This window comes from Amycolatopsis methanolica 239, from assembly GCF_000739085.1.
In the GTDB taxonomy this organism is placed as follows: Bacteria; Actinomycetota; Actinomycetes; order Mycobacteriales; family Pseudonocardiaceae; genus Amycolatopsis_E; species Amycolatopsis_E methanolica.
Map to the genome: position 1 here is coordinate 4,743,511 of NZ_CP009110.1, position 23,353 is coordinate 4,766,863.

23 protein-coding genes and 2 pseudogenes are annotated in these 23,353 nt (G+C 69.0%); 7 read left to right on the plus strand and 18 right to left on the minus strand.

Features of this window, described 5'->3' with window-relative positions; genetic code table 11:
* Positions 1 to 10 precede the first annotated feature (10 nt).
* From AMETH_RS23060 to AMETH_RS23125, 14 genes are all read right to left on the minus strand, one after another.
* The gene (locus AMETH_RS23060; protein ID WP_017983525.1) at positions 11 to 1,057 is read right to left on the minus strand and encodes a HoxN/HupN/NixA family nickel/cobalt transporter; all 1,047 of its coding nucleotides are present in this window, start codon (positions 1,055 to 1,057) and stop codon (positions 11 to 13) included.
* A 133-nt stretch (positions 1,058 to 1,190) separates the two neighbouring features.
* Positions 1,191 to 1,601: a nitrile hydratase accessory protein gene (locus tag AMETH_RS23065; protein WP_017983526.1), complete on the minus strand. Its 411-nt coding sequence runs from the start codon at positions 1,599 to 1,601 to the stop codon at positions 1,191 to 1,193.
* Entirely contained in the window at positions 1,598 to 2,209 is a 612-nt protein-coding gene (nthA, locus tag AMETH_RS23070) for a nitrile hydratase subunit alpha (RefSeq protein WP_017983527.1), read from the minus strand. Before nthA ends, AMETH_RS23065 begins: the two co-directional genes overlap by 4 nt.
* 2 nt (positions 2,210 to 2,211) lie before the next feature.
* Positions 2,212 to 2,910 (minus strand): nitrile hydratase subunit beta, encoded by a 699-nt coding sequence (gene nthB, locus AMETH_RS23075; RefSeq protein ID WP_017983528.1) that lies wholly within the window; start codon positions 2,908 to 2,910, stop codon positions 2,212 to 2,214.
* Positions 2,907 to 4,460, minus strand: a complete 1,554-nt coding sequence (locus AMETH_RS23080; RefSeq protein WP_017983529.1) for an amidase — start codon at positions 4,458 to 4,460, stop codon at positions 2,907 to 2,909. Before AMETH_RS23080 ends, nthB begins: the two co-directional genes overlap by 4 nt.
* A gap of 298 nt (positions 4,461 to 4,758) precedes the next feature.
* A complete protein-coding gene (locus AMETH_RS23085; RefSeq protein ID WP_017983530.1) occupies positions 4,759 to 6,186 on the minus strand; it encodes a substrate-binding protein in 1,428 nt (475 codons plus the stop codon).
* 14 nt (positions 6,187 to 6,200) lie between these two features.
* The gene (locus tag AMETH_RS23090; protein ID WP_017983531.1) at positions 6,201 to 6,542 is read right to left on the minus strand and encodes an ArsR/SmtB family transcription factor; all 342 of its coding nucleotides are present in this window, start codon (positions 6,540 to 6,542) and stop codon (positions 6,201 to 6,203) included.
* 195 nt (positions 6,543 to 6,737) lie between these two features.
* A complete protein-coding gene (locus AMETH_RS23095) occupies positions 6,738 to 7,526 on the minus strand; it encodes a 3,4-dihydroxy-2-butanone-4-phosphate synthase (protein ID WP_223842914.1) in 789 nt (262 codons plus the stop codon).
* Between the two features lie 11 nt (positions 7,527 to 7,537).
* Positions 7,538 to 8,050: a flavin reductase family protein gene (locus tag AMETH_RS23100; RefSeq protein ID WP_223842915.1), complete on the minus strand. Its 513-nt coding sequence runs from the start codon at positions 8,048 to 8,050 to the stop codon at positions 7,538 to 7,540.
* 51 nt (positions 8,051 to 8,101) lie between these two features.
* Entirely contained in the window at positions 8,102 to 8,989 is an 888-nt protein-coding gene (locus AMETH_RS23105) for a hydroxymethylglutaryl-CoA lyase (protein ID WP_017983534.1), read from the minus strand.
* 75 nt (positions 8,990 to 9,064) lie between these two features.
* Positions 9,065 to 10,195, minus strand: coding sequence for an LLM class flavin-dependent oxidoreductase (locus AMETH_RS23110; protein ID WP_017983535.1), 1,131 nt, complete (start codon positions 10,193 to 10,195; stop codon positions 9,065 to 9,067).
* A gap of 24 nt (positions 10,196 to 10,219) precedes the next feature.
* Positions 10,220 to 10,657 carry a GlcG/HbpS family heme-binding protein gene (locus tag AMETH_RS23115; RefSeq protein ID WP_026153288.1) on the minus strand — a complete coding sequence of 146 codons (438 nt, stop codon included), beginning with the start codon at positions 10,655 to 10,657 and terminating at the stop codon, positions 10,220 to 10,222.
* 26 nt (positions 10,658 to 10,683) lie between these two features.
* Positions 10,684 to 11,445, minus strand: coding sequence for an SDR family NAD(P)-dependent oxidoreductase (locus tag AMETH_RS23120; RefSeq protein ID WP_017983537.1), 762 nt, complete (start codon positions 11,443 to 11,445; stop codon positions 10,684 to 10,686).
* Positions 11,446 to 11,461: 16 nt separating this feature from the next.
* Complete coding sequence (locus AMETH_RS23125) at positions 11,462 to 12,664, minus strand: CaiB/BaiF CoA transferase family protein (RefSeq protein WP_038533373.1); 1,203 nt, start codon at positions 12,662 to 12,664, stop codon at positions 11,462 to 11,464.
* 15 nt (positions 12,665 to 12,679) lie between these two features.
* On the opposite strand from AMETH_RS23125, the gene AMETH_RS23130 reads away from it, so the two are divergent.
* On the plus strand, positions 12,680 to 13,876 hold the full coding sequence (locus AMETH_RS23130; RefSeq protein WP_223842916.1) for an AraC family transcriptional regulator: 1,197 nt from the start codon (positions 12,680 to 12,682) through the stop codon (positions 13,874 to 13,876).
* Positions 13,877 to 14,077: 201 nt separating this feature from the next.
* Here the strand turns inward: AMETH_RS23130 and AMETH_RS23135 are convergent.
* Positions 14,078 to 14,954: pseudogene (locus AMETH_RS23135) on the minus strand (undecaprenyl-diphosphate phosphatase).
* Between the two features lie 208 nt (positions 14,955 to 15,162).
* Here AMETH_RS23135 and AMETH_RS40710 point away from each other — a divergent pair.
* Both AMETH_RS40710 and AMETH_RS40715 read left to right on the plus strand, forming a co-directional pair.
* Positions 15,163 to 15,528 (plus strand): response regulator, encoded by a 366-nt coding sequence (locus AMETH_RS40710; RefSeq protein ID WP_223842917.1) that lies wholly within the window; start codon positions 15,163 to 15,165, stop codon positions 15,526 to 15,528.
* Positions 15,525 to 15,737: a winged helix-turn-helix domain-containing protein gene (locus tag AMETH_RS40715; RefSeq protein WP_223842918.1), complete on the plus strand. Its 213-nt coding sequence runs from the start codon at positions 15,525 to 15,527 to the stop codon at positions 15,735 to 15,737. The genes AMETH_RS40710 and AMETH_RS40715 overlap by 4 nt, the downstream gene beginning before the upstream one ends.
* 45 nt (positions 15,738 to 15,782) lie before the next feature.
* Here the strand turns inward: AMETH_RS40715 and AMETH_RS40720 are convergent, their stop codons facing one another.
* Positions 15,783 to 15,950 carry a hypothetical protein gene (locus AMETH_RS40720; protein ID WP_017983541.1) on the minus strand — a complete coding sequence of 56 codons (168 nt, stop codon included), beginning with the start codon at positions 15,948 to 15,950 and terminating at the stop codon, positions 15,783 to 15,785.
* Between the two features lie 232 nt (positions 15,951 to 16,182).
* Between AMETH_RS40720 and AMETH_RS42715 the strand changes: the two are divergent.
* The 4 genes and pseudogenes from AMETH_RS42715 to AMETH_RS23155 form a co-directional block, all read left to right on the plus strand.
* Positions 16,183 to 16,470: pseudogene (locus AMETH_RS42715) on the plus strand (esterase); the annotation flags it as partial.
* Between the two features lie 112 nt (positions 16,471 to 16,582).
* Entirely contained in the window at positions 16,583 to 16,789 is a 207-nt protein-coding gene (locus AMETH_RS40730; RefSeq protein WP_223843295.1) for a hypothetical protein, read from the plus strand.
* Between the two features lie 542 nt (positions 16,790 to 17,331).
* On the plus strand, positions 17,332 to 19,083 hold the full coding sequence (locus AMETH_RS23150; RefSeq protein ID WP_081617581.1) for a GAF domain-containing sensor histidine kinase: 1,752 nt from the start codon (positions 17,332 to 17,334) through the stop codon (positions 19,081 to 19,083).
* Entirely contained in the window at positions 19,080 to 19,709 is a 630-nt protein-coding gene (locus AMETH_RS23155; RefSeq protein ID WP_017983544.1) for a response regulator, read from the plus strand. Before AMETH_RS23150 ends, AMETH_RS23155 begins: the two co-directional genes overlap by 4 nt.
* Positions 19,710 to 19,756: 47 nt before the next feature.
* Here the strand turns inward: AMETH_RS23155 and AMETH_RS23160 are convergent, their stop codons facing one another.
* Positions 19,757 to 20,680, minus strand: a complete 924-nt coding sequence (locus AMETH_RS23160; protein ID WP_017983545.1) for a polysaccharide deacetylase family protein — start codon at positions 20,678 to 20,680, stop codon at positions 19,757 to 19,759.
* A gap of 32 nt (positions 20,681 to 20,712) precedes the next feature.
* Complete coding sequence (locus tag AMETH_RS23165) at positions 20,713 to 23,061, minus strand: penicillin acylase family protein (protein WP_017983546.1); 2,349 nt, start codon at positions 23,059 to 23,061, stop codon at positions 20,713 to 20,715.
* Between the last annotated feature and the right edge of the window lie 292 nt (positions 23,062 to 23,353).

Sequence of the window (23,353 nt, forward strand, 5' to 3'; positions counted from 1 at the left end):
CGGCGGTCCGTCACCGATCCGCGTAGCGGAACTTCCAGAGCAGCGCCGCGGAAACCCACGCGACGACGAACATGACGACGATTCCGTACCCGAGGAATTCGAAGTGGTCAGCGAGCGCGGCGTAGCCGCTGAAGACGTCCACGTGCACGTACTCGGTGAGCGCACCCGCCAGGTACACCGACGCGACGAACAGGCCGATCACCACCGTCGCCGCGGTGGTCGCGACGTTGTAGTACAGGCGCCGTCCGGGACTGCTGTGCGCCCACGAGTACGCGCGCGACATCAGCAGGCTGTCGGCGGTGTCCAACATGGACATCCCGGCGGCGAACAGCAGCGGCAGTGACAGCATGGCGAGGAACGGCACCTGGCCCTGGGCGGCCGTCGACGCCGACAGCGCCAGCAGGGTGACCTCGCTGGCGGTCTCGAGCCCGAGCCCGAAGAGGAACCCGACCGGCGCCATGTGCCACGACGACCGGATGAGCGTGCGGGCACGACGGCCGAACACCCGGTTCATCAGGCCCCGGTTCATCAGCAGGACGTCGATCTCGCCGTTGTCGAGCCTGCCCGCGCGGTACTGCCGCCAGAGCCCGACGAGACCGCGCAGGACCACGATGTTGAGCACGCCGACGAGGAAGAGGAACGTGATCGCGACGACGACCGACACCACACCGCCGATCGAGCGGACCTGTTCCAGCCCGTCGCGGGACAACTGGGTCGACGCCAGCGCGGTGACGACGGCCAGGATCAGCACCACCGAGCTGTGGCCGAGCGCGAAGAAGAACCCCACGCCCATCGGCCGCTTGCCGCGCAGCAGCATCAGCCGGGTGGTGTCGTCGATGGCGGCGATGTGGTCGGCATCGAAGGCGTGACGCATGCCCAGCGCGTAAGCCAGGATCCCGGATCCGGCGAAGCCGCTTGCGGCGCCGAGGCCGTTCGCCTGCCACAGGTAGAGGGTCCATCCGGCGATGTGCAGCGTGACGATCGCGCTGACGATGCCGCCGAGGCGAGCCCGCTCGGACCTCGTCCAGGCGCCGAATGTCGTCGCCAGTGCTTCCACGGTGCTCCTCCGATGCAAGTGGTCGAGAACGGATCAGCGGGCGGGCCCGTCCGCGGGCAGGGGTGTTCCCCAACGCCCGAGGGGTCGGTGGGCCCGGGCCGGGTGGGACACTGCCCGGCCCGAGCCCACCTGGTCAGGACGTCCGGGCAGCCGCGACCGCCACCGGTTCCCGGTGTGCCTCGTGGTGGTTCGCGTTGCGCGGCACGGCGAGGACAGTCCTGGTCTCCTCGTCGATCTCGTTGTCCGACAGCAATCCCTTGCTGGACAACACGCTCTCCAGCGCACGGAGCCAGTGCTCGTAGTAGCTCCACGACTCGCCGCCGGAACCGGATTCCCAGTGCCGGATCGACTCGATGAGCGACCGCTGGAACTCGCTCCACTCGTAGTGGCCCTCGTGGTAGGCCGCCACGGCGAGGGCGAAGGCCCGCAGTTCCCAGGGCTGGTCGAACGGTTGCTCGCCGGCACCGGGGAGCCCGCACACGAGTTCTTCCACGCGCCGCCGGGCGTCACCGAGGTCCGTGACGTCCGGCCCGGTGCCGGTCATGCCGCGGGGGCGGCGGCCGGGCCGACGCCGATCATCGAGTTGCGCGTCACCAGCGGTTCCAGCTGCTCGGCGGTCATGCCGTCGGTGCCTTCCGGGCGCCGGGGCATCACCCAGTAGCGGAGCTCGGAGCTGGAGTCCCAGACCCGGATCTCCACGTCGTCCGGGATGACGAAACCGAAGTCCTGCGCCAGCACACCACGCGGGTCCCGGACGATCCGCGAGCGGTACTGCGGCATCTTGTACCAGTTGGGCGGCAGTCCGAGGACCGGCCACGGGTAGCACGAGCAGAGCGTGCACACGATGATGTTGTGCACCTTCTCGGTGTTCTCCAGGACCACCATCTCCTCGCCCTGCAGGCCGCCGATGCCCATCTCGGCGCAGGCGGCGCTCGCGTCGTCCAGGAGGCGGGCCTTGAACTCCGGATCGGTCCACGCCCGTGCGACCACCTTCGCGCCCAGCTGGGGGCCGACCTCGTTCTCGTAGATCTCGGCCATCCGGTCGACGGCCGCGGTCGTCATCACGCCCTTCTCGATCAGCAGGGCTTCGAGGGCCTTGACCCGGGCGGTGATCTCCGCCTCGGTGCGCAGTGAGGTGTCGGTTGCAGCCATGGTCAGTGAGCTCCTTGGTTCTCGGCGAGGGTCAGGTACGGCTCCCACACATCGAAGTAACTGGCCCCGTTGGGGTCGGCGACGTCCTCGCCCCAGAGTTCCTTCGCGGTGAAGCGGACCGTGTAGAGGTGTTCCGGGGCGTCACCGTGCCCGTTGCCCGCGCTGTCGGGGTAGATGAAGGTCCCGTGCGCTCCGGTGATCACCCCGGTGCGGCCGCGCACGTAGCGGGCCTTGCGGGTGTGGCCGATCGGGCTGTCGTCGGCGACGGTGACGAGGTCGCCGACCTTGAACGCGGCGACCTTCCCGGATTCGCGGTTGGCCGGCGCACCGTGCTTCACCGCCAGGTCGCAGAACTCCAGCAGCTCCGGGTCCTCGCGTTCGGGAAGCGGCGCGTCCGGGTTGTCGAGGTAGTACTGCGTGCGCTCGGCCAGCTCGGCGGCGTCGATCAGCCCCTGCTTCTCGGCGTAGTACTGGACGGCGTGCGCCCAGTGCTCGTAGTAGTTCGACAGCAGGTACTCGGCCGGGTCCATCAGCTCGATGGCGTGCCGGAACTGGTCGACCCCGAACAGGCCGGCGCGGAAGGAACTGGCGAACATGGCGAACGCGGCCTTCTCCCACTCGGCGTGGAAGACCGGTTCGTTCTCCTCGACGACGACCGGGCCGAGGCCGTCGGTGCCGCCGAGGTCGAAAACTCCGTTCATGCGTTGCTCCCGGTGGTCGCGGCGACCGGTGGCGCGGGGAACCCGCCGACCGCCTCCTCGTAGGTGTTCGCCACCCGCAGCACGGTGGCGTCGTCGAAGTGCTTGCCGATGATCATCAGACCGGCGGGCAGACCGTCGACGAGTCCGGCCGGCACCGAACACGCGGGGTGGCCCGTCACGTCGAAGGGCGCGGTGTTGCCGACCATCGACAGCGCGGTCGTCAGGTAGTCCCGCAGAGAGACGTCCTCGGGCGGGATCTCCCTCGCGGTGTAGGGCAGGGTCGGCATGACGAGGACGTCGTACTCGTCGAGCGCGGCGTCGTAGGCCGCACGCAGTTCGGGCACGAGCCTGCGGGCCATCGCGTAGTACTTGCCACCGCCGGCCTCGAAGGTGTACCTGCCGGAGAGGCCGACCAGCTTCACGGTGCGGGACAGTTCCGCGCCGCGCTCGATGCGCTGCCGGGCGTAGTGGGCGATCAGCTCCGGGTCGTAGAAGCCTTCGGTGTTCATGCCGTACGCGTTGCCGTCCAGCATCTGGTAGGCGGCGCCCTCGGTCGCGATCACGTTCCAGACGTGCATCGCGTCGTTGTGCCAGGGAACCGAGGTCTCGCCGACCACGAAACCGGCCGTCGCGAGGACCTCGATCGCGGTGCGCACCGCGGCGTCGACGGCGGGATCGGACACCGGCGTGCCGAATCCTTCCGCGACCACCCCGACCCGCAGGCCCTTCGTGGGCTGCGCCAGTGCGGCGCGGTAGTCGACGGTGTCCACACGGGACGGTTGACGCGGATCCATGCCGTCCACACCGGCCAGCGTGGTCAGCATGAGCGCCGCATCGGCGACGGTGCGGGTCATCGGACCGAGGTGGTCGATGGTGCGTTCGATCGGGAACGCACCGGTGTAGGGCACGAGCCCGTGGGTGGGCTTGTGCCCGACGATGCCGCAGAACGCGCCCGGAATGCGGATCGAGCCGCCCTGGTCCCCGCCCAGCGCGAGATCGACCACGCCCGCGGCGACGAGCGCACCGCTGCCGCTCGACGAACCGCCCGCGTTGCGGGTGGTGTCCCAGGGGTTGCGCACCGGGCGCGGCCGGGACGTGAAGCTCGCTCCGGAGAAACACAGGTCCTCGCAGACCGATTTCCCGGCGATGGTCGCACCGGCGCCGAGCAGCCGGCGCACCACGGTGGCGTCCTGGCGGGGGATGAACCCCTCGACGGTCCGCGACCCGTTCATCATCGGCACACCGGCCACCGCGACGTTGTCCTTCACCGCGACGGTGCGCCCGGCCAGCGGACCCTCGGTCGATTCCGAAATGGACGTCGTCACATACCAGGCTTCACAAGGGTTCTGGTCCGGATCCGGCTTCTGCCACGCCCGTTCGGGCACCGGCGGAGCGCTTCGCCGGTAGAGTTCCTCGACCCGTTCCGGGGCGGCGAACGTCGCCGCGACGGCAGGTCCGTACTCCTCGATCTCTTCTGCGGACAGGCCGAAACCGAAGTGGTCGCTGAGAGCGGCCAGTTTCGCGCGGTCCGGTGGAGACAACGCTGACATACCTGCACCTTCTTCTCGGGAGTGGTGGTTCGAGCGGCAGAACGGTCGAACGGGAGGACAGCGATTGCTGCGGGGAAAATTCTTTCCGAGGACTGGCGGCTTTTTCGCACCCCGCGAGATCCACAACGGACAGAACTCGGGCGACGGTGATGGTCCACCGCGCCGGGGTCAGGGGGACGTGCGTGCGGTGGATCTGACAGTCACCTGGTGCCTCCTGGCGGGCTCGGGGCCGCCCCGAACGTGCGGCCCGTCACAACGCTAAGACAGACACGTCAATGAGTCAATACATGCTGACGTATTAGGGAGCTGAGACCAGCTCCAGCGCGGCACCGTTGGCCGCGGTGAGATAGATCTGCTGGTCGACCCGGCCGTCGTCGCCGAGCCGGACGGTTCCGCGCGGCAGCTCGAACACCCCCGGGCGCATAGCCTCGGAGATGCGCTTCGGATCGCCCGCCCCGACCCGGCGGACCGCGTACCACCACAGCTGGATCGCTTCGAACACCGACACGCTCAACGACGACACCGGCGGCGCCCAGCGGCCGAACTTGGCCCGGTACCGGGCGAGCAGGCCCGCGTTGCCGTCGGTGGGGAGCTGCTCGATGTAGCCGGACACGCCGAACAGCCCGCGCGAGGCGGTTTCACCGATCCGCAGCAACGTCGACTCGTCCATCGCGGGGGCGAGGGTGAGGCACTGATCGCGCAGCCCCATCGCGTGGCACTGACGCTCGAACGCCGCGGAGTCGGCGCCGACGAAGGTGGACAGGATGATGTCCGCGCCCGAGCACCGGATCTCGTCGATGAGCGGGCTGTAGTCGCGGGTGCCGAACTCCGCCAGGCGTTCGCCGACCACCCGCGCGCCGGCGCGGGGCAGGAACCGCCGTGCCGCGGCGTGCGTGCTGCGCGGCCAGCAGTAGTCGTTGCCCGCCAGGAACCAGCGACGTCCGCCCGCCATGCGCATGAGCGGCTTCACGCCCGCCGCGAGCTGGTCCTCGTGCCGCTCACCGAGCTGCAGGCACAGGCGCCCCCGGCCACCGCCCTCGTTCATCAGCGTCTGCACGACGAGCACGTCGGCGCTGGCGAGAGCGCGCGCCACCGCGGCGAACGTCGCGGACGTCGTCGAAACCATGATCGTTTTGCAGCCCGCGTCGACCAGCCGCTGCGCTTCGGCGACCCCGGTGGCCGGATTCGTGGCGTCGTCCCCGACGAGCAGCTCCACGGGACGCCCGCGCACGCCGCCCTCGGCGTTGATCTCCTCGATCGCCAGCAGGGCCAGGTTGTCCACCGCCGCCGCGAAGAGGCTGCCCGGTCCGGATTTGGTCGTCAGCAGGCCCAGCCTCGGGTTCGGCGAGCGTCCCCGTGCGGTCGGATAGCCCCGGCGGCGCAGGAGCCACTCGAGCCCGGACTCGTCGAGTTCGGCGAACAGCCGGACCCTGGTGCCCGCCCGGTCCGCGGTGAACCGGAGCGTGATGCGGCCACGCCACGGCTGGTCGTGCGCGATCTCGATCTCGCGGTCCGGGCGGACCGTGGTGATCCGGCCGATGATGTCGACCCCGTCCCCACCGGAACCGGCGATCGGCGCGCGCATCGTGACCGCGCTGCCGACGGCGACGTGGTCACAGAGCGCATCGAAGACCCACCCGGCGCCTTGGCCCGCTCCGAACAGGCTGAACGCCACGGCGGGCGGGGCGTCGGTCCACTCCTCGGCTCGCAGGACAAGTCCGCCCATCGACGCCTTCCAGGTCAGGCCGAACGGGCCTCGTCGCTCGTTCGCGCGGTTTCCTCGCTGGCGGCCCGTCCGGCGTCGGCGAGCGCACCCTGGAACAGGTTGTGCAGCATCTCGATGACGTCGCTGGCGGGCCCGGTCGGATCGACCGAGTAGTAGCGGTAGCGGCCTTCCTTGCGCTCGGTGACCAGTCCGGACGCCCGCAGGACGCGGAGGTGACTGGACACCCCGGTGCGGCCGACGCTGTCGATCCGCTCGACCAGCTCGCCCACGCTGCACTCATGGCGTTCGGCCAGGACGGCGAGGATCTCGCGTCTCACCGGATCGGCAAGCGCGTCGAACGCCAGCTCCGGGCCCACGGACAGTCGCCTCCTTGACAGGTCAATCACCATTGACATATTGAGCATAACCCATGCCGCAAGGCTGCGGCCGGTCTTGCGGCTCCGTGACCGCCGTTCGAGGCGGCGGTCTGAACCGATCCGGCCACACCTGGGCGGGTGGGTGGCCACCGGGCGTGGTGGGGCCCACGCGGTGACTGGAGCCGTGACGCCTGGTCAGTCCCCGTCGCACGGGACGCGCAGATACAGCTCTACTTCCGGGCCCACCCCGCCGATCGCGCCCGGGCACTCGCGATGCAGACGGACGAGTACGCCGGCGCGTTCGTCCACCACGACGACATGCTCGGCCCCCTCGAGCACACTGGTCGCCTGGAATTCGCTGTGTGCGACCGGTTGTCGCGTCACGGCGCCACGAACCAGCTCTGTCTGAACGCGGTGGCGGACGAGGCCGGCGATCGACACCAGCGCGAGGTCGTGCTCGGCGGTGAACTCCGCAAGCTCGCTCGCCCGCGCCATCCGCGTGGGATCGCGCGGGCTGACGAGTTCGCACAGCACACCGGCAGGCCGCAACCCGCCCAGGCGGGCGAGGTCGACCGCCGCTTCGGGGAGCTGTGGCCGGTGGAGAACTCCACCGCCGTGCACACGCAGGCCCATCAGGTGCCCCGGCCGGCTCAAGTCGGCGGCGGCAGTGTCCGGGGAGGCGAGCAACCTGGCGGTATACGCCCGATCCGCCGCCGAGATACCCGTGTGCACACCGTTCTTCGCGTCGACGGTGACGGTGTAGGGACTTTCCCTGTCACCCCCGTTCATCGGCCGCAGCTGGAGCCGGTCGCAGTCGGCGCCAGGCAGAGCCACGGCGACCAGGCCGCAGGTGTGGCGCACCGTGAACGCCATCAGTGCCGGAGTCGCTTTCTCCGCCGCGAAGACGACGGCGCCCTCGGCCCGGTCGTCGTCCACGACGACGACCGGGCGTCCAGCCGCGATGTCCGTCAGCGCTCGCGCCACTTCCGGGGCCGTCATGCTTGCCCGGCCGGCGGCACCGGCTCGACCGCGACCAGCCTCCGGAACCGGCTGGCGTGGAAGACCAGCGGAGCCACGGCCGGATCGGCCAGGAACCGGTGGATACGCAGGATCACCATGGTGTGATCACCTGCGGGAACTTCACGCTCCACCGAGCAGTCGAGCCACGCCGTCGCGTGCTCCATGAACACCGCCCCCTCGGTGGAGGCGCTCCACTCGATGCCGACGAACCGATCCTCGGCTTTGCCGGAGAGCTGCAGGCACGCGTCGGCGTGATCTTCAGCGAGCACGCTGATCCCGAGCCGGGCGAGCTCACGCAGTTTCGGCCACGTGGTTGACGAGTTCTGCACGCACAGGGAGACCAGCGGCGGATCGAGCGAAGCCGAGGTGAACGCACTCGCCGCCATCCCGACCGCGAGCCCGTCACGCAGGCCGCAGATCGCGGTCACCCCGCTGGGAAAGCACCCGAAGGCCCGGCGCAGTGCCTTCCCGTCGGAGGTAGCGGACATCAACTCGATCATCGGCGACACCCCGGGTTCTGGGTAGTTGGCGGACACAGGTCACCGCCCGGGGAACCGGCCGGCGCGGACGAGCTGTCCTGGCAGGCGGCGGCCGAGAACCGTCTCCAGCCACTCGGCCACGCGCATCACGCAATCGATGTCCACCCCGACATCGATCCCCTCCTCCACGAGGAGGTTGAGCAGATCCTCGGTGGCGATGTTGCCGGTCGCGTTCGGCGCGAAGGGGCATCCGCCGATCCCGCCGACGGAAGCGTCGAGCACCGCCACGTCGTTCTCCAGCGCGGCGAACGCGTTGACGTACCCGGTATTGCGGGTGTTGTGCAGATGCACCCCGAGCGGGACACCGAGGTGGGCGCCGTCCCGCAGGAGCCTGCGGACCTGGTGCGGAACGCCGACACCGATGGTGTCGGCGAAAACGACCTCGTCCGCTCCGGCGGCCACCACCTGCTCCGCGAGTGACAGCACGCGTCCCGGGTCGGCCCGCCCCTCGAAGGGACACCCGAACGAGGTCGCGAGCGTCACGCTCACCCGGCGGCCGTCCCGATGCGCGGCAGCGACGACACCACCGGCCTCCTCGAGCGACTGCTCGACCGTCCGCCCCTGGTTGCGCTGGTTGAAAGTCTCACTGACGCAGAACGCGTAGTGGACCTCCTGGCACGGGGTACCGGCCAACCGCTCGTAACCTCGACGGTTGAGCACCAGCCCGGCGTACGTGACCCCCGCCGTCGGGTTGAGCGCGGTCAGCACTTCTTCGGCACCGGCCATCTGCGGCACCCGCTTGGGACTGACGAAGCTCACCGCTTCGATACGCTGGCAGCCGGCGCCCGCCAGGCGCTCGACGAGTTCGGCGCGCACGGCAGGCGCCAGCGTGCCGGGTTCGTTCTGCAGCCCGTCCCGAGGGCCGACCTCGCACAGGGTGACGTCCATCCTGACCGGCCCCTCCTTTCCTTCAGTCAGGCCGATACGGTCGCGGACTGATGTCCGTAACCGCCCCGCACCGGCTCACTTGCGCAGGCCCGCCTGCCTCAGCAGGGGCATCACGTTGTCGTCGAAGTACTTCATCTCTTCGTGGTAGTCCAGGAAGCCGAGGATGGCGCCATCCATGCCGACGTCGGAGAGGGTCTGCAGCTCGTCGACCACTTGCTCGGGAGTGCCGATGATCGGGTAACCACCCCAGCCGAGGATGAAGCGCTCCTGGTACACGCGAATCTGTTCGGAGAACGACGCGCTTTGCATACCGAGCACGGCCATCAGGTTCTTCGCGCCTTCGTAGTCACCTGCCTCGAGGATCGCCCGCTTGACCTGCTGTGCCTCCTCTTCCGTGTCACGGCAGATGACGAACGCGTACGTCATGACGCCGAGATCACGGTGGTATTCGCCGCGGGCCCGGTCCCGGACCGCCTTGGCGTAGCCCCGTGCGTTCTCCAGCGTGTCGATCGTGGCGAAGTTGAAGTCGACGTGCTTGGCCGAAAAGTCGATACCCGCCGGCGAATTACCGGCGTTCAACAGCACCGGACGGGGATTTTGGACCGGCTTCGGCAAGGACACCCCGCCCTTGACGTGGACGTACCGGCCATCGAAGTCGAACGGCGCGTCCTCGGTCCACAGCCGCTTCACGACCTCGATCCACTCGGTGCCGAACTCATAGCGGTCGTCGTGCTCGCGCTGCGCGGCGCCGAACATCTCCATCTCCGGGGTGAACCACCCCATTACCAGGTTCAGTGCGAACCGGCCCGCGGAGATGTGATCGATCGTCGCCGATGCCTTCGCCGCTACCAGCGGGTGCACGGTGGGCAGGTGCGAGGTCGAGGCAACCATGATGTTCTCGGTCTTCGCGGCCAGTCCCGCGGCCCAGGTGTAGGTGTCGAAGTTCGTGCCGTTGAAATTCGTCGATCCACCGAACCCCTTCCACCTCGCAACCGGGACCAGGATCTCCATGCCGATCTCGTCCGCCCGCTGCGCGACCTTGAGGGTGTGTTCCCAGGTCGCTTCATAGCTCGTCTCGGCCGTGGTCATGGTCAAGCCCTCGCTGCAGTTGGTGCCGAACAGCCCGAGCTTGAGCTTTTGGTCGTTGTACAGCGGAACGTGCTTGCGGCGGTAGTCCGCGAGTTCCGAATCTGTGTTCTGCGTCATCGACGTTTCCTTTCGGGGATCGGGTCAGTCCGCGAGGCCGGCAGCCGACAGCGCACCGCGTGCCACGGCCATGTCGTCGGTGTAATGCCCACCACTGGCGCCGATTCCGCCGATGATCTCGCCGTCGACGACGACGGGATAGCCACCACCGAACGTCACCAGTCGGGCCGTGTGCGGGATGCCGATCTTCAACGGCTCGTCGTCCTTGATGAACTCGTGCCACTGGTCGGTGGGAATACCGAATGCGACTGCCGTGTAAGCCTTGTCCTGGGAGATCTGCACCGACAGCAGCGGTGCGCCGTCCATGCGCAGGAAGGCTTTCATGGTCCCGTCACGGTCGCACACCGTGATCACCATCGGCTTGCCGTTCTCGGTCGCGACCCGGGCGGCGTGACTGACGAGCTCCTGCGCGAACTCCGCCGTGATGGTCGAGACACTTGCCGCTTTTTGCATTGCACCCATTTCGCTTTCCTTGATTGTGTGAGTCGTCACCGAACCGACCAGCCGCCGTCGACCGGGATCGCGGCGCCCGTGATGAATGTGGAGTCGTCGCTGGCGAGATACAGACCGAGTGAAACAACTTCCTCCGCGCGACCGAGCCGCCCGACGAGGTGACCTTCTTCGAACCCCTGCCAGATCTCCTCCTTCGCCTCGAGCCCGCTGACGAAATTGCGGGGCATCTGGGTGTCCACAACACCGGGGCAAATGGCGTTGACCCGGATCCCGTAGGGGGCGAGATCCACCGCGGCAGCCTTGGAGAACATCGCGAGCCCCCCTTTGGCCGCTCCATACGCGGCCATGTTCGCGAACGCCACCAGCCCGCCGACCGAGGAAACGTTGATGATCGATCCCCCGTGCTCTTTCATCAGCGGCGCGATCTGTTTGGTGATCAGGAAAACACTCTTGAGGTCGATGTCATGGACGCGGTCCCACTCTTCCTCGGTCGTCTCCAGCAGCGGCTTGCCGAGGATGATGCCGTGGTTGTTGTAGAGCACGTCCACCTGATCGAACCGGCGGCGCACTTCCGTGACGAACTTTTCACACCCGGCCGTGGTCGCCAGATCAGCCGCCACAAAGGAGAAGTCGTAACCCTTGTCCCGCAGCTCCTTCGAAAATTCGCTGCCGACCGCCTCGTCGAGGTCGGTGCCAAGAACCCGGGCGCCTTCCTCACTGAACAGACGACAGGCCGCCTGTCCTTGTCCGCCCGCGGCACCGGTGATGACAACAGTCTTGTTGTCGAGCTTGCCCATTTGACCTTCTCTTTCGTCAGATGATTCCCCGTGAGGCCCAACGTTCACGCTGCGCCTCGCCCACGCCGAGCAGCCCGCCGTAGACCTCGTCGTTGTGCTGACCGAGTTCCGGCCCCAGCGAACGAACGGCGCCTGGCGTTCCCGACAGTCGCGGAGCGACGTTCTGCATCGGGAACTCGCCGAGCTTGTCGTGCACCAACCGCACGATCGCCTGCCGGGCCTGGAAATGCGGGTCTTCGAGCATGTCGGCAGCCGTGTAGATCAGTCCGGCCGGCACCCCGGCCTCGTGCAGCCTGGCCAGCAGGTCCTCCGCCTTGAGCGTGCGGGTCCACCCCGACACCAGCCGGTCGAGCTCCTGCTGACGCTGCCCACGCGCGAGGTGGGTGCGGTAATCCTCGTCCTCCCGCAGATCCTCGCGGCCCATCACGCCGCACAACCGGTGGAAAACCGTGTCCTTGTTCGCCGCGATCAGCACCTCGCCGCCGTCCTGCGTCGGGTACACGTTGCTGGGTGCGACGCCAGGAAGCACCGACCCGGTGCGCTCACGCCGCGAACCGGCGAGTTCCCACTCCGGTATCAAGGACTCCATGAGCGCCAGCACGGCTTCGTATATCGCCGAATCGACGACCTGTCCGTGTCCGGTGCGTTCCCGTGCCAACAAGGCCATCACGGCGCCGAGGGCCGCGAAGGTGCCGGCGAGAGAATCCCCCAGGGAGATCCCGGTACGGCTCGGCGCCCGGTCAGGTTCACCGGTGACGTGGCGGACCCCACCCATCGCCTCGCCGATGGACCCGAACCCCGCGCGCCGTGAATACGGGCCAGTCTGGCCATAGCCCGTCACGCGCACCAGGACCAGTCCTGGGTTTATTGTGGATAGTTCATCGTAGCCGAGTCCCCAGTTTTCCAACGTTCCCGGCCGGAAGTTCTCCACCAGAACATCCGCCTGAGCCACCAGCCGGCGCATGATTGCCTGGCCGTCCGGTTCCCGGAGGTTGCAGGTGACGGACTTCTTGTTCCTGGCGATGATGGGCCAGGACAAGGAAACACCTTGCGGAAGCTGACTTCCCCACTTCCGCATCGGATCGCCACCCCGCGGATCCTCCACCTTGATGACCTCAGCTCCGAAGTCTCCTAACAATTGCGAGCAAAAAGGTCCCGCGATCAGAGAACCGCTTTCGACCACCCGGATCCCGGACAACGGTCCACCACTCCCTGTCATGGACAGGAGTATCCGGTGCCGAAGAACCGCGAGGCTATCCGCGGAGCGAACGACCCGGTGCCCGCGAACGCAAACCCTGGTGGATCCGGACTCGGCGTCCGCGACGCGCAAGTTGATTATCCGCAATACGCAACGTCAAGCCACAGCACCACCGGATCGAGGCGAACAGAGGTCGGCATGCAGAGCACGGTGGTAGCCTCGGCGATCGGTTACCGGAACGGGGACGACGGAGTCCGCTGCATGACGACAGAAGAGACGACAACGGCGGTACCGCCGCTTCGCGAGGCTCGCGACCTGGCCGGGGCGCGCCACCACATCACCTCGGTGTACATACCGCATGAGCTCACCTCGCACGACAGCCGGCGGCTCAGTTTCAAGCTGTCCTACCTCGAGTCCCGGCGGCTCACGCTCGGACACCTCCGCTACGGCGCCGACGTCGAGCTCCACTGCCCGCCGATGATGTCCTGCTACCACGTCAATCTCACGTTGACGGGAAGGACGCAGGTCAGCCAGGGAGGGGTTTCGGTGGCGACCGAGGGCGCCGCCGGCGGCGTAGCCTGCAATTTCAAGGACCCCTACGTCGTGCGGTGGAGTCCCGACGCGGTGCAGTACGCGATCAAGGTTCCCCGAGCCAGCCTGGAGGGCCAGCTCGCCTCCCTGATCGGTCGGCCGGTGGAAACCCCGATCCGCTTCAACCTCGGCTTCGACCTCGGCTCCCAGCGTGGGCAGAGCCTCCTCGCCGCCGTGCGGCACCTGCAGGTCGAACTGACACGCCCGGACGGGACGGCGGGAATCCCGCTTGTGCGCGCCCAACTGGAGTCGTATGTCCTGAGCCAGATGCTGCTGGTCATCCCGCACGACTACCAGCATCTTCTCCTCGCCCGGGGCAAAACGGCGAGCCGCAGACACGTCCGCATCGCGATGGAGTTCGTCCAGGAGCATTCCGCCGACCCGATCACCGCAGCCGATCTCGCCCGCGAAGCCTGTGTCAGCGTCCGAGCACTCCAGATGGGCTTCCGCGAGGAGTTCGGCACCTCTCCGACGGGCTACATCCGCGGCGTACGCCTCGACCGGGTACGCGAGGAGCTCTTGGCTCGCCCCCAGGGTGTCTCCATCACCGAGATCGCCCACCGTTGGGGGTTTCACCACCTCGGCCGGTTCGCGGAACACTACAAACGCAGGTTCGGCGAGCTGCCCTCGGAAACCGTGTGATCGCAGTCCTGGCGGAGACCGCCGGCCCCGTGATCCGCCTTGCCTCGCTTGCCGGGCGCCGACGGTCCCGGACGAGCGTCGCGCGCCGGTCACGGTGCGGCAGGTACTCACGGTGATCGCGGCGAGCATTACCGGTAACGGCAACACGCGGCACGCGTCCTGGCGGGGCACCCAGCGCAGGGTTTGATCACGGCCCTGTCGTCACAGGTTCAGGGCGCGGTCAGCCAGAACAAGGCTCGTTGCGCCCGACACCGTGCAGTAGATCGCGAACGGCTTGAGCGTGCGGGTGTGGAAGTACCGGGTGAGGCACCGCACCGCCAGGTGGACACTGAGGAACGAGGTGATGCTGCCGGCCAGGATCGGGCCGTGCACCCCGGCAGCGAGAGGCCCGGTCAGGTCCGGGATCTTCAACGCGCCTGCGGCCAGGATCACGGGTGTGGCCAGTAGGAACGAGAACCGGGCGGCGTCCTCGTGCGCCAGTCCGCGCACCGGGCCGGCGACCATCGTGACCCCGGAACGACTGATTCCGGGTGACAGCGCGAGGATCTGTGCCGACCCGATGAGCACCGCCCGCCCCGGCAGTCGTGCGAGCCGGTCATCGGCCTCCCCGGCGGTGGGCGGCGCCTCATCGCGGACCAGACCGTCGGTGGCAGACAGGACCGGCGTGGGTTCTTCCACACGGCGGCGCAGCCGCTCGCCCACGGCGAGTACGAGCCCGTTGACGGCGAGGAAAACCGCGGCAGGAGCCGGTTTGCCGAGCACCGTCCGGAGGAGATGTTCAAGCAGCAGGCCGGACAAGCCGACCGGAACCGTGGCCAGGATCATCAGCCACGCCAGCCGTTCGGCGTACGCACCCGGCGGTACCGGACCGAACTCACGAAGCCGCCCATGATGCGCACCCAGTCACGCCGGGAGAAGAGCAACAGGGCGGCCGCGGTGACGACGTGCAGTCCGACGATGAACGCCAAGTACGGCGACTCCGGCACCGACTGCTGTGACCGAGGCGGGACACGGGGAACAGCTCGGTGACGCCCTGGAACGCACCGACGACGATCGCTTCGAAACAGCCCAGGCTCATCGGAGTCCCTCCTGCTGACGGCGCGCACGCAGGACTTCGCGCGCGACCGGGATCAGGGGCGGCAGCACGATCACCGCGATGATCGGCAACAGGTAGGTGTCGATGCCCGGGATGCACCGAGGAGAGCACCGCCCACCGCCGCTGCCAGCACCAGGACAGCGACAGGTGCAGCGCCGAGCCGGGGGTGGCAGAGCAGAGCAGTCCCGCGGTGAACAACAGCGAGTCGCCCGGCAGGAAGTGGCTGGCACGGGAGCAGCCCTTCGACGTCGGCGTGCTGGACCTCATACTGCCCGGGATGTCCGGCTACGAGGTGCTCAAGCGGTTGCGGCGGAGCGAGAACTGGACACCGGTCCTGGTGCTGACCGCGAAGGACGACGAGTACGACGAAGCCGACGCGTTCGACCTCGGCGCCGACGACTACCTGACCAAGCCGTTCTCCTACGTGGTGCTGCTGGCCCGGCTACGGGCCCTGCTGCGCCGCGGCGCGCCGGAACGGCCCGCTGCGCTGACCCTGGCCGACCTGCGGCTGGATCCGGCTGCGCGAACCGTGCACCGGGGCGGGAGATCGAATTGACCGCGCGCGAGCTCGGGCTGCTGGAGTTCCTGCTCCGGCCACGCGGGGAGGCGCTGAGCAAGCGGGAGATCCTCGCCCACGTGTGGGACCCCCACTACGACGGGGATGAGGACATCGTCGAGGTCTACATCGGATACCTGCGACGCAAGATCGGGCCCGACCTGATCCAGACGCTGCGCGGGGTCGGCTACCGGATCTCCGCGCCATGACAGCGACGAACGGGTGGACGTGACGGTCCTGGCCGACGCGGCCGGCTACTGCCGCGCCGAGGGGCCGCTGGAGTCGCCGCTGATCTGGCCGGGGTTCACCGCCGCCGCACTGGTCCTGCCCTGGGTCGCGGTGCGCTGGCCCCGCGCGCGCCGTCGTGCCGTGATCGCCGCGGTGTGCTGCGCGCTGGCGGCGGGCCTGACCGGGCTCAACACCTACGTCGGGTACACCCGCACCGGGCATGACCTCGCGCTGCTCCTCGGCCGCGGCGGAGCGCCCGGCCGCGCCGTGGGCCGGTTGCTGGACGACGGTGACGACCGGGCCGTTCCGGCCGATGCCCCGTCGCAGGATTCGTTCGACCACGCCGACCCGGGCGACGGCATCCCTTCCAGCCGCGTGTACGTGCCGCTGCCTCCGGGTTACGCGAACCCGGATCAAACCTACCCGGTGGTCTACCTCGTGCATGGATATCCGTTCGGGTCGGCACAGGACTGGCTCACCGCCGGCGACGCGGCCGGCGCGCTCGACGGGCTCACCGGGACCACGCGATCCCGCCCATGGTCGTGGTCAGCGTCGACCTCACCGCTGGGCAGCCGCGACGCGACTGGGAGGCGCTGGACGTGCCGGAGGGGATCGCGACTGGAGACGTTCCTGTCCGGCCCTGTGGTGTCCGCTGTGGATGGTCGGTACCGCATGATCCGCGATCGCGCCGCCCGCGCACTGGGTAGTATGGCCGGCGGGGCGTTCGCCGCGCTGAACATCGGCCTGCACCACACCGATGGGTTCGGGGTGCTGTTGCTGACGCTGCCCTACGACACGCCCGGGGACGTGCGGGCGGAGTTCCACGGTGACAGCACCGCGATCGCGCGGAACACCTTCGCGGGACTACCTCCGCGGCATGGTGTTCCACGACCCGGTGGCGGTGTTGCTGGCGGCCGACGGACAGCAGGCGGTGGTGCACGTCGAACCGGGCCTCACGCACACCTGGCGCACCGCCCGCGCGACCCTCCCCTACCTGCTGGTGTTCGCGGGCGAACACTTCCCGGCAGCGTGAGGCCACACCCGGACAGCCGGGACACCAGCCACGGCAGCGCGTCGGCGAACGCCCGGCGACACGGGGTGAAGTCGTGCTCGCCGCCGGGGGAAGGAACAGTCACGTGTCGACCTCGGCTCGGGCTGCGGTCCGCCAACGCCCGCGCCGCGGCGAGCGCCACCCTTCGGTTCCGGGTAGGGGTGGTGGGCCAGCGGCCAGAGCGCGCTCGTGGGCATCCAGGTCCACTGTGGAGCTGTCGAGGAGCGCCGGGGCGGTGACATCGGAGGCGTTGCGGTCGCCCCTGGCCACTGGAAGCGCCGCCTGATCGGCGCGCCGTGGCTTTCCTGCGTTCGGGCCGGGCCCCCCGGCACCACACCGGCTGAGGAGGCGGTCGACGGCCACGCCCGCGGGCAGCGAGCTGATCGCGTAGATGTCCCGTCAAGCGGCGGACACGCGGCGTTCCACACCGCCGGAACCGACGACCACATCGACGACGAGGGTCCCCGCGCCGGATCACGTGGTGAGGAAGGACACAGTGGACGGCCGGAGATGCGGCTTTCCGCATGGCCGGGCACTACCCGAACAGGCAGTGTGATGCTGCCGGGCAAGCGAAAGATCCGCCCACCGGTTTCCCCGTGGCTTCGGCGCGGCTTTACTGGGGGGACATCGTCCGGGAAGGAGCAGCCATGACGCATCCGCCGGTGGGAGTCCGCACCGAGTACCTCCTCGACGCCGGTAGTTCCCGCTCCGTCGGGGCGGCCCTGCAGCCCGTGCTCGCCGAGATCCGCACGGTGCTCGGTGCGTCGGTGGGACTGGTGGGTTACCGGCCGCGCACTCCGGACGCACGGCTGCTGATGCTGGCCGTGGACGCCCCAGGAGATCCTGATCCGCCGCTGCCGAACGAGCCGTTCCACCTCAGCGGGTGCCCGCCCCGGCGCCGTCCCTCGGTGGTCGCAGACCTTCGGCTGAGTTCCGCCCTGCGCCCCCGTCAGCTGCTGTTGCGCTCGGCGCTGGTCGTTCCGTGGGCCGATCAGCATGGCGATGGCCTGGTGATCGTCGGGCGGACCTGCGCGGCACCAGCGTTCCCCGGAACCGCCACCGACCTGGTCCGAAGGCTGGGCGGCAGCGTGCGCAGAACGGTCTCGTCGGGCCGGCGGCTGGGAGCCGTGGAGATCAACCGGGACCTGCAGCGGGCCATGAAGGAAGTGGCCGCCGCCGCGGTCGGTTGCACTGACGTCGCCGAGACGCTGACCACGCTGCTGATGTCGGCCCAGCGCCTGTTCGGTTCCGACGTCGCGTACCTGTCGCTGCCCGAGCTCGACGTCGAAACCTTCACGTTCGACCAAACGCTCGGTATCCGCACCCCTGACTTCCGTCACCTGCGGATCCGCGACGGGCAGGGTCTCGGTGGGCTGGCCCGGTCACTGCGCCAGCCGGTGCGCTCCTTGAACTACGCCTGTGACTCCCGGTTGCACGCCGCGCCGGTGGCCGAGACAGCACGGGAAGGGATCGTGTCCGCGATGGCCACGCCGATCATCGTCGACGAGCAGGTCGAGGCCGTGCTCTACGTGGGAGACCGCAGGTTGCACCCGTTCAGCGAGACCGACGAGGAGGTGCTCGCCGAGTTCGCCGCGTACGCCACGCTGGGGCTCAAGCGAAGGGCCACCGAGGCCTACCGGCGTGACGTGCTGCGCCGCCAAGAGCAGGAGCGACTCGCCTACGACCTGCACGACACGGCCGTGCGGGGCCTGCTGGAGATCGGGTTCGCCGCCGAGCAGGTGCGCGACGATCTCAGCGGTGCCCCCGATGTCCAGGCGAGCCTGGCCACGATCGCGGCCGCTGCCGAACGCAGCATGGAGGCGTTGCGGGGCCGGCTGGACCTCCTGGTTGGCGGGTCGACCCGGCGCACTGCGGGCGACGTGCTGGAGGAGATAGCCGAGGCGTCGCTGCGGCCCGACGCCGGGCACCGGTTCCTCGTGCGCACCCCCGACTCGGTGCTTCCCGACGCGGTGGCCGACGCGCTGATCCGCATCGGCCAGGAGGCGTTGGTGAACGTGGACCTGCATGCCGGCAGCGCCGCCGAGGTCCGTCTCGACGTGACCGCGGAAGAATGGGTGCTCTCAGTCACCGACGCGGGCGGCGGGGCACGGCCGGCCTGCACGTCCGGCACGGGGAGCCGCGAGCACGCCCACCTGGGCGTGCTCGCGATGCAGCGCGCAGCCGATCGGGTCCACGGGAAGGTCGAGCGCCTGCCCGCGCCCAGCGCGGAAGGCTTCCTGGTCCGCGCCACGGTACCGGCTGGGGAGGGCCGATGATCCGGTTCTGCGTCGTCGACGACCACGAGATAGTGCACGACGGACTGCGCGCGATGGCAGACCGCGAGGACGACCTGGAGTTCGCCGGGGCAGCTGCTTCGGCCACCGACGCGAAACGCTTGGTCGGCACCGCGCGCCCGGACGTGCTGCTGCTGGACATGCGGCTGGCCGCGGGAAACAGCATCGACACCTGCGCGGCGCTGTCGCTGGCGTTCCCCGAATTGAAGATCGCGGTGTTCAGCGCGTACGGCAACCCGGAATTGCTGGCACAGGCGATCAAGGCGGGGGCGGCGGGCTACGTCCTGAAGGAGACCACCACCTCCAGGTTGCCCGGCGTCATCCGCGAACTGGCCGAGACCGGTAGTTACTTCGACCCGCGGCTGGCCAGCGGACTGCTGAAGCGCTCGGCGGGTCGGAACCAGCCCGCGTTCAACGACCGCGAACTGGAGATCGTCCGGCTGATCGCCCGCGGACTGGACAACCACCGGATCGGCGAGGAGGTCTGCATCAGCCCGCACACGGTGAAGTTCCACGTCACCGCGATGCTGCGGCGCCACAACTTGAGCAGGCGCACCGAGCTGGTCCGGCTGGCCATGGACCTGCACCTGATCGACGACGGCGCCTGACCCCGACCGCGGTGGCGGCCGGGGTCAGGCGCCGAACGAGGCGCAAGTCAGCTCCGGGCCCAGCTGGAGTCGGCGGGCGGGGGCTCGACGCCGCGCACGTCGGGCAGCGCCATCAGGCGCTCGTCCTCCTCATCGTCGACCCAAGCGCGTGCGATCTCCTCACAGGTTGCGAACCAGACGCCGTCGTGCCCGGCGATGTACTCGATCAGCCGCTCGAACCAGATCATGTTGTGGGCCTGGCCGATGATCTGCGGGTGCACACAAGAGGCGAAGACCGGGTTCTCGACCCGCTGGTAGGCGTAGTCGAAGATGTCGCGCCACCGGCGGAAGATCGTCTCGGTGTCCTGCATGCCGGTGGAGACACCGGTGTAGGCCAGCGGCGGAAAGTCGTCGAGATACCAGTTGACCGGGATCTCGATCACGGAGCTGGCGGTGCCGGCCACGTTGGCCGACTCCCAGTTGACCTGCCAGCGCTGCGGGTGGTACGGGGTCAGATCCCTGGCCATCAGGCTGGTGTCGTAGAGGAACCCGGACTCCTCGATGATGTCGAGGGTGTTGTCGCTGTAGTCCCAGTACGGCGAGCGGTAGCCGGTGGGACGGACACCGAGCACGTTCTTGTACGTGGCGAAGGCCAGGTCGACCAGCCTGCGCTCGGTGTCGCGGTCGATCCCGGGCGGGATCTCGTGGTAGTAGCCGTGGTGGCCGATCTCGTGGCCGGCCTCGAGCACCTTGCGGCACTGCTCCGGGAAGGTGTCCACCGAGTGACCCGGCGTGAACCACGTGGTGGTGATGTCGAAGCGCTTGTACAGCTCGAGCAGGCGGGGCACGCCGACCTCGGCACCGAACTGGCTGCGCGACATGAACGAGGGGCTGGGTCGGTTGAAACCACCCAGCCACAGTGCCTGCGCGTCGAAGTCGGTGCCCAGGTTGACGGCGATCTTCTTGCCGGGGGGCAACTGCAGGTGACCCATGGGTCGTGTCCTTTCTGGAAATCGGTTGTATGTCAGGCGGAAGGGTCGAGGCGGATGATCCGCTCGGCTACCTCGTCGATCCGCTCGCGGTTGTAGAGCAGCGGGAAGGCCTCGTCCCGGCTCCACGGTTCGAAGAGGTCTGTCGCGTGCGGATCGCCGAGCCGCCCGGACTGGCCCGGCGCGTTCATGGCGAGCGACGAGTCCCACTCGCCGACGTCTACGACCAGACGGAAGGTCGCCCCGGCGCTCTGCACGAAGTTCGGCCCGTAGGCGGTGTTGCCGACGGTGTCGCCGCTGCCGCCACGCGGGGCCGGGCCTGCGACCAGCTGTTCATCGGGCACCCCGGTCAGCAGTGCCGCGAGCGGATGCCGCGCCGTGGCGACGTGCAGGCGCCCCCAGCTCCACTGGGCGCGGTCCGGGCCGAGCAGCCCAGCGAGGTCGGCCACTGCGGCAGGCAGGGTACGCGTTACAGTGTCGACCAGGATCTTCTCCGGGTCGGGCCCCAAGCGATCGCCCGCTGTCTCAACCAGTTCCAGGTCGATCCGCGCGTCGGCGAGCAGGTCCTCGGCGGGGGAGATTCGGCGGGCCGTGTCCGCCGCGGCCTCGGCGCCGACGTGCGGCTCCAGCGCCTTGGCCAGCAGTGCGGGTCGCAGGTGCCGCCGGTACCAGACCTCGAACAACGCGGCCGCGGCCGAGTCGGCCGTGAGGTCGCCGTCCCAACCCAGCAGCAGCGCGAGACCGTCGGTGTCCTCGGGCACGTCGAGCTCCGCGAGCCGGGTCACAATCCGCCGGGCGGGCACACTGACGTAGTCGCCCTGCAATGCGACCATGCTCTCCGGCGTCGCGTCGTTGGTGTCGGCCAGCACTTCGTCGAGACGGTGGCGCCGGGAGGGCGCGTACCAGTCGTAGGTGATGTGCCGGTCGGGTGGGAAGTCCGTGGGCAGGTTGCACTCGTTCGCGGTCGCCAGGAAGCCCTGCTCCGGATTCACGGAGCCGGGAAGCTGATCGGCGTCGTAGAAGCCCGCCCACTCGTAACGTCCGTCGCCGGGCACCGGAAGCGTGCCGTCCCAGTTCGGGCGAATCGGCGTCAGCCCACCGGTCTTCCAGGCGATCGTGCCGTCGGTGTCGGCGTAGACCTGGTTCTCCGGCGGTGCGCCCCAGCGGTTCATCGCCGCCAGGAACTCGTCGTGGTTCCGTGCCCGCATGTAGTCCATGCTGCCCAGGTACGGTGCCATGCCCGGCTCCAGCCAGGCCGCCCGGACCGCGAACGCGGTGTGGCGCGCCGGATCCCGGTGGATGACCGGTCCGTGACGGGTGAACAGCAGTTCCACCTCCACCGGCTCGCCGTCGCGCACGGCGATGGTCTCGGTCAGCCGCCGCATCGGCTCCCAGCCGTCCTGGTATCGGTAGGCGTACGGATCGTCCGGATTGGTCTCGTAGACATACAGGTCCTCTTGGTCGATCGCGAAGATCGTCAGGCCGAACGCGATGCGGCCGTTGTGCCCGATCGAGATCCCGGGTAGCGCGGGCTCCCCTCCCCCGATCACGTCGAAGCCCGGCGCGGACAGGTGCGCGATGTAGCGCAGGCCCGGCATCGCCGCGGCGGCACGGTGCGGGTCGTTGGCCAGCAGGGGGCGCCCGGAGCGGGTCCGCGCCCCGGCGAGCACCCAGTTGTTGCTGCCCTCGGGAAGCACGTCGCCCTGGGGGGCGAGCGGTGCAGGCGATCCGAAGACCGGTGCGGATGTGGCCAGGTCGTAGACCGCCAGCACATCGTCCGGGATGAGGTCCAGATCGAGTCCCTCCGGGATCGTCAGCTCCCGATCCGGCTCACGACGGCGGCGTAGCTCCTCGGCCTCGTGCGGGAGATCCCGGAGAGTACGAGCGCGCGCTACCTCGTCCCGCACGTTGTAGAAGAGTCCGTGGCTGCGGATCCGGGCGACATCTTCGGGCTCCCACAACGCCGGCTCGTAGCCCAGCTCCCGGAACTCCACCGGGAGCAGCTCCGGGTCACGCCGGGTCAGCTCGACGAACGCGTTGATGCCCTCCACGAACGCGACCGTGGCCCGCTTGGTGTCCGAGCCGTACGAGAGCCACTCTCGGCGCATGTCCCCGCGGTACAGGAACAACCGCGCCGCACGGTCTCGCTCGACGTGCTCGGCACCGAAGACCTCCGCAAGCCGCCCCAGGCCCCGGCGACGCCAGAAGTCGATCTGCCACAACCGGTCCCGGGCCGCGTTGAACCCCTGCGCGCGAAACGCGTCGTAGGTGTCGGCCGCATAGATGTGCGGGACCCCCCAGCGGTCGACCACGATCTCCACCGGCCCCGTCAGCCCTGGCACCCGGTATACCGTCACCTCGGGTTCCTGCCGCTGCGCTGCCACGCTATCGCCTCCAGCCTCATTGCCTGTGTGCACAGCGGAGTGAACCAAGGAGCGAGGTGTCCATGTAGACAAAGATCGAGCCCTGATACGGGCACCACACCACTACCCGTTCGGGCAGTGAGGTGATCTCGGCCCTTCCCGCGATACTGCCGAGCAAGGAGCAGCAGGCCAACGCGAGTCGAGGGACTCGCGATCGGCGGGGCGATGCCGTTCGTCGGGGGCGGCTACCTCGGGCGGGGTGAGCGTCGACGCGGTCGCGAACGCCTCGAACGCATCGGTTCACGGGCCTTCG